This is a genomic window from Mesorhizobium sp. BAC0120 (assembly GCF_033542235.1).
Taxonomy (GTDB): domain Bacteria; phylum Pseudomonadota; class Alphaproteobacteria; order Rhizobiales; family Rhizobiaceae; genus JAWRCU01.
Genome location: NZ_JAWRCU010000026.1, coordinates 50,244 through 61,955, shown reverse-complemented (window position 1 = coordinate 61,955; position 11,712 = coordinate 50,244). Strand labels below are relative to the sequence as shown.

General features: G+C 62.6%; 9 protein-coding genes and 1 tRNA gene. 6 read left to right on the top strand and 4 right to left on the bottom strand.

Annotation, left to right across the window (positions count from 1 at the left end):
• Positions 1 to 42: 42 nt before the first annotated feature.
• The 4 genes from SAZ10_RS31500 (at position 43) to SAZ10_RS31485 (ending at position 6,249) form a co-directional block, all read left to right on the top strand.
• Positions 43 to 119, top strand: a tRNA-Met gene (locus SAZ10_RS31500).
• A gap of 208 nt (positions 120 to 327) precedes the next feature.
• Positions 328 to 1,341, top strand: a complete 1,014-nt coding sequence (locus tag SAZ10_RS31495; RefSeq protein ID WP_318613464.1) for an isopenicillin N synthase family dioxygenase — start codon at positions 328 to 330, stop codon at positions 1,339 to 1,341.
• A gap of 568 nt (positions 1,342 to 1,909) precedes the next feature.
• Positions 1,910 to 3,052, top strand: a complete 1,143-nt coding sequence (locus tag SAZ10_RS31490; RefSeq protein ID WP_318613472.1) for an efflux RND transporter periplasmic adaptor subunit — start codon at positions 1,910 to 1,912, stop codon at positions 3,050 to 3,052.
• Complete coding sequence (locus SAZ10_RS31485) at positions 3,049 to 6,249, top strand: multidrug efflux RND transporter permease subunit (protein WP_318613463.1); 3,201 nt, start codon at positions 3,049 to 3,051, stop codon at positions 6,247 to 6,249. Before SAZ10_RS31490 ends, SAZ10_RS31485 begins: the two co-directional genes overlap by 4 nt.
• 439 nt (positions 6,250 to 6,688) lie before the next feature.
• On the opposite strand, the gene SAZ10_RS31480 is transcribed toward SAZ10_RS31485, so the two are convergent.
• From SAZ10_RS31480 to mtnC, 4 genes are all read right to left on the bottom strand, one after another.
• The gene (locus SAZ10_RS31480; protein ID WP_318613462.1) at positions 6,689 to 7,021 is read right to left on the bottom strand and encodes a hypothetical protein; all 333 of its coding nucleotides are present in this window, start codon (positions 7,019 to 7,021) and stop codon (positions 6,689 to 6,691) included.
• Between the two features lie 231 nt (positions 7,022 to 7,252).
• A complete protein-coding gene (locus SAZ10_RS31475) occupies positions 7,253 to 7,876 on the bottom strand; it encodes a helix-turn-helix domain-containing protein (RefSeq protein ID WP_412535335.1) in 624 nt (207 codons plus the stop codon).
• A 7-nt stretch (positions 7,877 to 7,883) separates the two neighbouring features.
• Positions 7,884 to 8,066 carry a hypothetical protein gene (locus tag SAZ10_RS31470; protein WP_318613460.1) on the bottom strand — a complete coding sequence of 61 codons (183 nt, stop codon included), beginning with the start codon at positions 8,064 to 8,066 and terminating at the stop codon, positions 7,884 to 7,886.
• 165 nt (positions 8,067 to 8,231) lie between these two features.
• The gene (mtnC, locus tag SAZ10_RS31465) at positions 8,232 to 8,942 is read right to left on the bottom strand and encodes an acireductone synthase (protein WP_318613459.1); all 711 of its coding nucleotides are present in this window, start codon (positions 8,940 to 8,942) and stop codon (positions 8,232 to 8,234) included.
• A 174-nt stretch (positions 8,943 to 9,116) separates the two neighbouring features.
• On the opposite strand from mtnC, the gene SAZ10_RS31460 reads away from it, so the two are divergent.
• Both SAZ10_RS31460 and SAZ10_RS31455 read left to right on the top strand, forming a co-directional pair.
• Positions 9,117 to 10,106: a hypothetical protein gene (locus SAZ10_RS31460; RefSeq protein WP_318613458.1), complete on the top strand. Its 990-nt coding sequence runs from the start codon at positions 9,117 to 9,119 to the stop codon at positions 10,104 to 10,106.
• A gap of 354 nt (positions 10,107 to 10,460) precedes the next feature.
• Entirely contained in the window at positions 10,461 to 11,702 is a 1,242-nt protein-coding gene (locus tag SAZ10_RS31455; protein ID WP_318613457.1) for an MFS transporter, read from the top strand.
• Positions 11,703 to 11,712 lie beyond the last annotated feature (10 nt).

Sequence of the window (11,712 nt, the reverse complement as noted above, 5' to 3'; positions counted from 1 at the left end):
GAACCTGAATTGCGTCGGCAAACACCGACGTCTTGCCGGTGACGCGGGGTGGAGCAGCCCGGTAGCTCGTCAGGCTCATAACCTGAAGGTCGCAAGTTCAAATCTTGCCCCCGCAACCAAACCAAAATCGCCCCGCCAATGCGGGGCTTTTTGCGTTTAGGGCACGTCGTAGCCCTTCGGCAAAAACCTTCCTGCGTGGCGCCATTGAAGAGTGCCGGCTTGCTCCCGGCAACTGCGATCCTGTGGTTGCGTTCCTTGGTTGCAGGAGGCGCTCATGGCACCGTGTCCTTTCATGCGGGGGCTTTGGTGGGCCAAGGAGCAAGCGAAATGCCCAGGATAGTCCCGATTCTTGATCTGGCCCGCTTCGACCAAGGCGGCCCGCAGCGGCGGATGTTCCTGGCAGACCTCCGGTCGGCAGCCCGCGATGTCGGCTTCTTCTATCTTGCCGGGCACGGAATTCCGGGCGGCGAGGCACGCGACGTGCTCGCCGCGGCACGAGCGTTCTTCGCGCTGCCCGAGGCGGACAAGCTGGCGATCGAGATGGTGAAGTCGCCGCATTTTCGAGGCTATACGCGGCTTGGTGGCGAACGCACGCGCGGCAAGGCCGATTGGCGCGAGCAGCTGGACGTAGGCGTCGAGCGGCCGCCGATTCCCCAGCGGCCCGGGCTTCCGGTCTGGACGAGGCTGCAGGGACCGAATCAGTGGCCGAAGAGGCTCCCCGGTCTGCGGGAGGCGCTTACCGCATGGCAGGTCCGGGCGACGGCGGTCGCAATCCGGCTTCTCAAGGCTTTCGCCTTGTCGCTCGACCAGCCGGAGAACGCGCTGGAACCGACCTATTCGGGAATGCCGAACCACCGCATGAAGATCGTGCGCTATGCCGGCCGCCATGCGACCGGAGATGATCAGGGCGTTGGCGCGCACAAGGATGGGGGTTTCCTGACGCTGCTTCTGCAGGATGAGCACAAGGGGCTGCAGGTGGAGTACGACCACGAATGGGTTGACGTCGACCCGATCCCCGACACGCTGGTGGTCAATATCGGCGAGCTTCTGGAACTTGCCTCCAACGGATATCTCAGCGCCACGGTGCATCGCGTGGTGACGCCGCCGCCGGGAGTCGAGCGCTATTCGGTGCCGTTCTTCTTCAGCGCGCGGCTCGATGCGACGATCCCGTTGTTCGATCTGCCCCCTGACCTTGCGGCCGAAGCGCGGGGGCCGGCGAGCGATCCGAAGAATCCGCTGTTCCGCGGCGTCGGTTTGAACGTGCTGAAAAGCCGGCTGCGCTCGCATCCGGACGTGGCGCTGCGTCACTATCCGGATCTCGTCGACCGCAGCGTCGCCTGATGGAGTTAGAAAAAAAATCTCGATAGGAGAGCAAATTTGGTATCCTATTCGTACAATTGGCGTGCGAAAGACCCCATATCAACCTCGTCTTCCAGCGTTTTCTCCTCCCATTGACGCTGGAGGCAGTTCCCCTCTGGAGGTTTTGAACCTTCAACTTGGCCGGGCCTTTCAGGACCCGGCCTTTTTTCTCACCTGGGTCGGGTCCGGCTTCGGCGTTCTGCTCCTTGCCGGGCCATTAAGGGTTCCCTTCAATTCGTTCTGTTCCAGCTTCAACGAAATTCAACGACGGACCGCAGAAGCGGAGAAGGCCATGCGCCGCAATGTTTTCGCCACGCCGCTGCCTAGCCTCCTGGGCAGCCGATGTCAGCAGCCGGCTGCTGTTGCATTGATCGGTAAAACGGAGAACATTATGTGCTCTCCGCTTCGGGGGAGACCGAACGCGTTTGTCCAGTCGATTTCAATCAGTAAGGACGCGCCTATGGCCGACAACGCTACCGGACAATCTTATGACAGCGGGGGCGGCCATCGAAGGTCGCGTCTATTCTCCAGGCCCATTCTTCGCATCGTGATGGCGGCGGGCGGTCTGGCTCTGCTCACCCTTCCGCTTGCGACTGGCGCCTCGGCGCAGCAGCCCGGCGGCGGGCCACCGCCGGTTTCCGTGGCAAAGCCGATCATGCGCGACATCGTCGAGGATGACGAGTTCGTCGGCCGCTTCCAGGCGGTTGACGAGGTGACAATCCGGGCGCGCGTCGGCGGCTATCTGGATCAGATCCACTTCAAGGACGGTGCTATCGTCAACAAGGGCGACCTGCTCTTCACGATCGACCAGCGTCCGTATCAGGCGGCTTACGACGCCGCAAAGTCGCAGGTCGACGTCATTACCAGCCTGCTCAACTTCTCCAAAATGCAGCTCGATCGTGCCGATCAGCTCTCGAAGTCCGGCAACATCCCCGTCGCCACGGTCGACGACCGGCGGCGCGAATATCTCGCAGCTCAGGCGCAGATGCAGGGCGCGCAAGCGGCGCTCAGGACCGCGAGCCTCAATCTCGAGTTCACCGAAATCAGGGCGCCGATCTCCGGCCGCATCGACCGCCGGTGGGTATCGGAAGGCAATCTGGTGCAGGCCGACCAGACGCAGCTCACCTCGATCGTCTCCCTCAATCCGATCTATTTCTATTTCGACGTCGACGAGCGGCTTTACCTGGCCTATGCGCGCGACGCACGCGGGCGTGGTGCCGCGCTGCAGGAGGGCGGCGGCGGGATCGACGTCGTCGTCCATGTCGCGGACCGCAACGAGGTCGCCTTCAACGGCAAGCTGGACTTCGCCGAGAACCGCCTCGACAACGCCACCGGCACGATGCGTGTGCGCGCCAGCTTTCCCAATCGTGACGGTGTGCTGCAGCCGGGCATGTTCGGGCGCATCAACGTACCGGGTTCCCTGCCGCATCCGGGCATCCTCCTGCCGGACGAAGCCATCGGCGCCGACCAGGATCGCCGCATCGTCTACGTCGTCGACAAGGACGGCAACGTCTCGACCAAGCCAGTGCGTACCGGACCGCGCATCGACGGCTATCGCGTGATCCGTAGCGGCCTTACCGGGGACGAGACTGTCGTCGTCAACGGGCTGCTCAGGGCGAGGCCCGGGGCCAAGGTCAAGCCGGAGATGGTGACACTCCCGGCCAAGAACGAAACGGCCGAGCTCGCCCAATGAGATTCGCACATTTCTTCGTCGACCGTCCGGTGTTCGCGACGGTCGTTTCGCTCGTGGTGCTGATCGTGGGCGCCATCGCCTACACGCAGCTTCCGGTCGCGCAATATCCCGAGATAGCACCGCCGACGATCGTCGTGCACGCACAATATCCAGGGGCCGACGCCGAGACCGTCGCCGCCACTGTGGCGACGCCGATCGAGCAGGAGGTGAACGGCGTCGAGAACATGCTCTACATGTCGTCCTATTCGGCGGGCGACGGGTCGATGGCCCTCACCATCACCTTCAAGATCGGCACCGATCTCGACCAGGCGCAGGTGCTGGTGCAGAACCGTGTCTCGATCGCCGAGCCGCGCCTGCCTGAAGATGTGCGACGCCTCGGCATCGTCACGGCCAAGAGCTCGCCCGACCTGATGATGGTCGTGCACATGCTGTCGCCGGACGACACCTACGACCAGCTCTATGTTTCCAATTATGCGCGCACGCGGGTGAGGGACGTGCTTCTGCGCCTCGACGGCGTGGGCGACCTCATCATCTTCGGCGAGCGCGAATATTCGCTGCGCGTCTGGCTCGACCCGGAAAAGCTCTCCGCCTATGGCATGACCGCAGGCGACGTCGTGCAGGCGCTGCGCGATCAGAATGTGCAGGTTTCGGGCGGCTCGATCGGCGCGCCGCCGACCGAGAATGCCAATGCCTTCCAATATACGGTGACCACGCAGGGCCGCTTCGAGGATGCGCGCGATTTCCGCTACGTGATCGTCAAGAACACCGAGGACGGCCGCCTGATCACGCTCGAGGACGTGGCGCGCATCGAGCTCGGCGCCAAGGACTACGTCACCAACTCCTATCTCAACAACAAACCGGCAGTGGCGCTCGGCATCTTCCAGCGTCCCGGCACCAACGCGTTGCAGTCGGCTGCCGAGATCCAGAAGAAAATGCAGGAGCTCTCCAAGGATTTCCCGAAGGGGCTGACCTACGAGATCGTCTATAACCCGACCGAGTTCGTCCAGCAGTCGATCGACGAGGTCTACAAGACCATCCTAGAAGCGATGGTGCTCGTCGTCATCGTCATCATCGTCTTCCTGCAGTCCTGGCGAATGGCGATCGTGCCGATCGTGGCGATCCCGATCTCCTTGATCGGCACGCTGGCGGTGCTCTATGCGCTCGGCTTCTCACTCAACATGCTCACCCTGTTCGGCCTGGTGCTTGCAATCGGTATCGTCGTCGACGACGCAATCGTGGTGGTCGAGAACGTCGAGCGCAACATCGCGCGGGGGCTCGATCCCTATCCCGCCTCGCACATAACCATGGACGAGGTCGGCACGGCAGTCATTGCAATCTCGCTGGTGCTGATCGCCGTTTTCGTGCCAACAGCCTTCATTCCCGGCATCAGCGGCCAATTCTACCAGCAGTTCGCGGTGACGATCGCGGTGTCGACGGCGATCTCGGCGTTCAACTCGCTCACCCTCTCGCCAGCGCTCGCGGCGCTGCTCTTCAAGCCGCACCAGCCCTGGCATAGGCGCCAGCGTTTCTTCCTGGCGCGGCTCGGCCACGTGTTCTCGGAGGGCTTCAACCGCGGCTTCGACGCGCTTTCACATCTCTATGCGCGTGTCGTGCATTTCCTGGTGGGCTCGACGTTATCGCTGGCCGTCATGCTCGCGATATTCGCGGGCCTGATCTATGCGACTATCCACATGGCGACGACGGTGCCGCGCGGCTTCATACCGACGCTCGACCAGGGCTATGCGATCGTCGTCGTGCAGCTGCCGGAGGGCGCCTCGCTGGCGCGGACGGATGCCGTCATCAAGCGGGCGTCCGACATCATCCAGAAGACACCGGGCATCGATCATGCGATCGCATTCGCCGGCTTCTCCGGCGCGACCTTCACCAATGCAAGCAATGCCGGCGTCGTCTTCGCGCGCTTCAAACCCTTCGAGGAGCGGCTCGCGGCAGGCGAGTCCGCCGACAAGGTCATCGGCAATCTGTTCGGCAGCCTGCAGAGCATCCAGGAGGCCTTCATCATCGCGTTGCCGCCGCCGCCGATCCGCGGCATCGGCAATGCCGGCGGCTTCAAGATGCAGATCCAGGAGCGCAACAGCTCCGATATGCGGCAGATACTCGAGATCGCGCGCGATATCGCCCAGACCGCGAACCAGACGCCCGGGCTGACCGGCGTCTTCACCACCTTCTCGGCGTCGAGCCCGCAATTCTTCCTGGCGATCGACCGCGACAAGGCGCGCATGCTGAACGTGCCGATCCCCAACATCTTCGAGACGCTGTCGATCAATCTCGGCACGGCCTATGTGAACGACTTCAACGCGTTCGGCCGCGTCTATCAGGTGCGGGCGCAGGCCGACCAGGCGTTCCGGCTGGAACGTGACGACATATTGAAGCTCAAGGTGCGCTCGGCGACGGGGGCGCTGGTGCCGCTCGGCACGCTCATCGAGATCCGTGACGTTACCGGACCGGCGCTCGTGCAACGCTACAACATGTATGTCTCGGTGCCGCTGCAGGGCAACGCCGCACCCGGCGTTTCAACCGGGCAGGCGCTGGACAAGATGGAGGAGATCGCGCGGGCGGCGCTGCCTCCGGGCACCTCCTTCGAATGGACCGAGCTCGCCTTTCAGGAGCGCAATACCGGCAATGCCGCGATCTATATCTTCGGTCTGTCGGTGCTGTTCGTGTTCCTCGCGCTGGCCGCACAGTATGAGAGCTGGATCATGCCTTTCGCGATCGTGCTGATCGTGCCGCTCGGCGTGCTGGCGGCCCTGCTCGGCGTCACCTTCCGAGGGCTCGACAACAATATCCTCGTGCAGATCGGTCTGGTCGTGCTGATCGGCCTCGCGGCCAAGAACGCGATCCTCATTGTCGAGTTCGCCCGACAGGGACAGGAGCGTGGCATGAGTCCGGTCGATGCGGCGGTCGAGGCTTGCCGGCTGAGGCTGAGGCCGATCCTGATGACAGCCTTCGCATTCATCCTCGGCGTCGTGCCGCTGATGATCGCCACCGGGCCCGGCGCAGAGATGCGGCAATCGCTCGGCACGGCCGTGTTTTCCGGCATGCTCGGCGTGACGATCGTCGGGTTGTTCCTGACGCCGGTGTTCTACGTGACGCTGCGCAGGCTGTTCCCGGTGCGCAAGCGCGCGCCCGCCGCAAAGCTGCCGGCAGCGGCGGAAGGGGAGGCGGCCCCGGGCGAGTGATTGCGCCGGGTGAGGTTATCCAACCTGGAAAGCTTGGTGCCCTACGTTACCCCCCTCTGTCCTGCCGGACATCTCCCCCACAAGGGGGGAGATTGCCTGTCATCGAGGGTTTCGCCAATCTCCGGCACTGGCGGCTAGCGAAACCAAAGCGGCCGCCCAATCTCCCCCCTTGTGGGGGAGATGTCCGGCAGGACAGAGGGGGGCGCTGTCCCGCCGACTTATCCGTGTCGTTTTTGCCGCCTGGGCCAATGCATCGAAATTCGTGCTCAGCTCTGGCCTCGCGGAGGCATGTTCTTCCTAACAGCCCGACACTTCGCGCAAAATAGACGGCGCTTTTTCCAATCCTGCGAACAGCCTGTCTACTGCAACGGAGGAAAACGAGGCAGCGCGCTGTTTGGCGGTTGCCGCGACGGAAAGTCAGCTCCTACATCTTCGTACATCAACGGCCTGCATGCAGGACGCCCCACGAACCCACGGAGCAGAAAATGGCTACCGCAGCGAAGATGCCGAGCACGCCTATGATGGGCAGTATGATGCCGGGCATGAACGGCATGATGCCTATGATGAATCCCATGATGATGGGAATGATGCCCATGGGCGGCATGATGCCCATGATGAACCCGATGATGATGAACCCCATGATGATGGGCGGGATGATGCCGATGGGCGGCATGATGCCCATGATGATGAGCAAGATGAGCTGCAAGATGACGGCCGACGGCATGGCCTGCGAGATGATGCCGATGGACGACGCCTCCAAGGAAATGTTCATGGAGTGCTGCAAGCGCATGGTGTCCGTCATGGAGAACGGCATGCCCATGATGATGATGTGCGGCAACATGATGATGATGGGCTCGGAGGCCTGAGCCGCCGCCTGGATACCGAATGCGGAAGGGTCGGTTCGCCGGCCCTTCCTCTTTCAGCATGATCCCGAACCGAAGGTCAGCGCAGCAAAAAAAAAGTTGCAGACTTTTCGGACAAGGTCATGCTGCAAGACAGAGAGCTAGCCTATAACGGTCTCGACATAAGTCATGACGAGGTAGGCGATCACTTCCCGATCGGCGAGATTGCGGTACCTGTGGGGGACGTCGGCCTCGAAGACGATCGCGTCCCCCTCGGCGAGCAGCTGGGCCGGCTCATGTCCCGGCTTTATCTCGAGCGAGCCCTGCACCACCACGATGTTTTCGACCGTGCCGGGCGCATGCGCGTCGGCATTCTCGACATGGCGCGGGGCGAGGCGCAGCTCGTAGAACTCGACCTTGCGCTCGCCGTCGAAGGGGAACAGCGCGCGCGAAGTGAAGCGACCGTCGCCTGAAGCGAGTATCTTGGCATCCTGCCGTCTGAGCACGACCGTCCCTTGCACCTTCTGACTGTCAAGCAGCGTGGCGAAAGGCACGCCGAGCGCAGTCGCGATCTTCCAGAGCAGGCTGATAGTCGGCGCGCTCTTGCCCGTTTCGATCTGGCTCAACATGGCGCGGCTGACGCCTGAAAGCTTGGCGAGCCTTTCAAGCGAATGGCCCTGTCGCGTCCTCAGCCGCCTGAGGTTGCGGCCGAGCACGATGGGCAGTTCGTTGAGGGCGTCCGGGGGATCCGGGAAGGGAACTATCTCTGCCTTGCCGTCGGTCACGGCAGGCTCATCCTGCCATCCTGCCCGTTCCAATGAAATAGACGGGCATGAACCAGACAGGCAGCCAGGCAACAGTGGGCAGGGCAGGCATCATCGGCATCGGCATGCTGATCGACGGCGCTGCTTGCTCAGCGAGCCGCGCGTTTCGATAAGCCTGGAAATCGATCACCTTTGCGGACGCTGCCGACATGAAACGAGCCTTTGGAGAAAACCATCCCAAATATGGGCATAGAGAAGCACCAATTGGAGAATGATGTTTCCAAAGTTGGCGGAGATCGACGAAATCTCTTACCATGGCTAACGTTCGGACGAAAAATTCCAACGCCACAACGCTACACCCCGCCAGCGGTGGAATTCAAGCGGCGGCATGCCAGCCGCGTTCCACTTCGTCGAAATTGTGGGCGATGGGATGGGTGATCCTCTCCGGCAGGACCGCCTCGCCGCTGTCGAGCGCGGTGGTGTGCCAGCCGGCATGGCGGGCTGCGTCGAGCTCGCCGACATGGTCGGACAGGAACAGGATCTCGCTAGGCTCCGTGTCGATCGCCGCTGCGATCACGTGATATGATGTCTGGTCGAGCTTGCCGCCGACCCGAGTATCGAAGAAGCCGGAAAAGAGCGGCGTGAGATCGCCGTGCGGCGTATGAGCGAATATCAGGCGCTGCGCCTGCACAGAGCCGGAAGAGTAGACGTAGAGCCTGATGCCGGCCCGATGCCAGCGGCGCAGCCCGGCTGCCGCATCGGCATAGACATCGCCTACCAATTCGCCGCGGGCAAATCCATCTTTCCAGATCAGTCCTTGCAGCGCCTTCAGCGGCGCCGCCTTCTTGTCGGCGTCGATCCAGCCCTGAAGCAGTCGCACCGTGGCGCGAAGATCGATATCGGTGAGGCCGGCCAGCGCCCGGGCCTGTGCCAGGAGAGATGCTATGTCCGGATCCTCGCCGTGGTCGGCGAGGAAGTCCGACAGGTGCGCCCGCGCGTAAGGGAACAGCTTTTCCTTTGCGAAGGCGATCGAAGTCGCCGTTCCCTCGACATCGGTGACAATGGCACTGATCTTCTCGATGGGCATCGGCGCAAGACCCTTTGGCCTATGTTCTCACAAAATCAGGCCGGCTGCAGCACTACTGTTACAAAGCGCCTCGCCGGCGCTACAGAGCGTGCGCTGTCGCGACCTTCCGGTTACGTGGCGCTGCTATGCTGGCGCTCAGACCGGCCCGTGCGGCCAGTTCGTTGGGAGCTGCCGATGTGGCCCGCGATCAAAGTCGAAGAGCAGCAGACACTTGCCGGGACGACCTATTATTCCGACCCGGATTCCACGTTCGGCAAATGGCGTAAGCCGACGGGTATCTATCTTCCGCCGGGCACCGAAACGAACAAGGGTTTTGTCGACATCCTCCTTTACCTGCACGGGCACCTCGTGCCCAGCGCCCAGCAACTCTTCGAGGCGGATGGCGTCGCGGTGCGAAAGCAGGTTCTGGCTTCCGGCAGGAATGTCGTCTTGGTGGCGCCCTGGCTAGGTCGCGGTCCCAGCCAGGCGTATATTGACGGAGTGGCCAGCCTCACCGGCAATTGGGGTGAGCTCTATATAGACGACGTGCTCAACGCGCTGGCGCCGCCCAAGCTCGCCAAACGGGACCTCTACAACGCAGCCGCGTTCGTCCCTGCCGTGCGCCTCAGATACCTGATCCTGGCCTGCCATTCCGGCGGCGGACATGCAATGCGCAATCTCGTCGGAGCGCTGGGACGCTACCGATCAAATCTCAGGGCGTGCTGGGGATTCGATTGCCTCTATGGCATCGAGATTCGGCCGGACGATGCCAATTTCTGGTACGAATGGTCCAAGACCCGCTATGGCCGCCCGCTCTACATATCCTATGGCAGCAGCACTCTCTATGAATCGGTCAAGCTCTACCTGATGAAGGAGGGCATCGTGAACGGCGCGGGAGCGAGATGGATCACGGACGGGCCTACCATAGATTCCATCGAGGTCGAGATTGGCATCGAAACAGGCAAATATGTCGACGATGTCATGGAACTGGACAAGGCTCTGCTGTCCACCACACCGAAGCCCGGCCAGCCGCAATCGCAAACCAGCGAGTTTCTCGATCGCGTTGCCGGCAATGTCCGGCGCAATGCCGGCTGGCCAAAGACAAACGACGCATCGTGGGAAATGCACTATAGGATCGCCCGTGACGGCTTGCTCAAGCAGCTGAAGGCGGTGGCGTATCTGTAGGTAAGTGCAGGGACATTTACTTTTCGTGTGAGTTGGCAGGACTTTTCTGCAGCGAAAAGCAAGCTGTCCCCGGCGCCTGCTAGATTCCCCCTCTACGTCTCGGGCTTCGCCCGAGCCACCTCTCCCCCGCTGCGTGGGGGCGAGGGACCCAATCTGGATTGGCGCCGGCATAGCGGCAGTGCTTCCTCGCCCCCACAAAGTGGGGGAGAGGTGGCCCGCAGGGCCGGAGAGGGGGATTTTAGCGCCGGCGAAAAACTATCAGGCGATGCCTGGCCTGACGGCAGCCGCGTTGTGGTGCTCCGCAGCTTCACGGATCGGCGTTATTTGCCACTGACCGAGCTGCGGACATTGCGCATGAACCCGACCAATATCCAGGCCCATCATCCGGCGTCCCCGATCGACGGCCCCTATGCCTGGACCAGACTGGCGCTCTCGCTGCTGCTCGCGACAATCGGCGGCGTGGGCATGTGGGCAGTGGTCGTCGTGCTGCCTGCAGTGCAGGCCGAGTTCGGCGTCGATCGTGCCGAGGCGTCGCTGCCCTATACGGTGACGATGATCGGCTTTGGCGCAGGCAATGTCATTGTCGGCTATGCGATCGACCGCTGGGGATACTGGCGCCCGGCGCTCGTTGCATCGATAGCGCTTGCCGTCGGCTTCGGGCAGGCGTCGCTCTCGACATCGATCAGCCAGTTCGCGCTGGTCCACGGTCTGCTGATCGGCTTCGGCTGTTCGGCGATCTTCGGTCCGCTGATCGCGGACATATCGCACTGGTTCCAGAAACGCCGGGGACTGGCGGTCTCGATCGCGGCCGGCGGGAGCTATCTTGCCGGCGCCTTCTGGCCGCTGGTCATCTCCCATGCGATGGGCGCCTATGGGTGGCGCATCACCTATGCCGCGATCGGCGGCATATGCCTTGTAACCATGGTGCCGCTGGTGCTGATGCTGAGGCGTCCCGCGCCACTCCAACTCTCCGGCTCGTCGGGCGCGGGTCGCGGCGTTCTGCCCATCCAGCTTTCGCCGACCGCGCTGCAAGTGCTGCTGGTCATTGCCGGGCTGGCGTGCTGCGCGGCCATGTCGATGCCGCAGGTGCATATCGTCGCCTATTGCATGGACCTGGGCTATGGCGTTGCGCGGGGCTCCCAAATGCTCTCGATCATGCTTGCCGCCGGGCTGGCCAGCCGTCTGGTCTCGGGGTTGCTGGCCGACAAGATAGGCGGCGTGAAAACGCTGCTCTTGGGCTCCGTTCTGCAATGCCTGTCGCTGTTCTTCTATCTCCCGTTCGACGGGCTGGCGGCACTCTACATAGTCTCGCTGATCTTCGGCCTGTCGCAGGGCGGCATCGTGCCGGCGTATGCCGTGATAGTTCGGGAATATATGGTTCCGGCCGAAGCAGGCAGGCGCGTCGGGGTGGTCATGATGGCGACGACGTTCGGCATGGCGCTGGGCGGCTGGATGTCCGGCTGGATCTACGATCTCACCGGCTCCTATGCCGCAGCGTTCATGAACGGCATCGCCTGGAACATGCTCAACCTGTTCGTGATGACGATCGTGCTGTGGCGGTCGTCGGGACTGGTCGCGAGCAGCAGACTGGCTTAGCTTCGAAGGG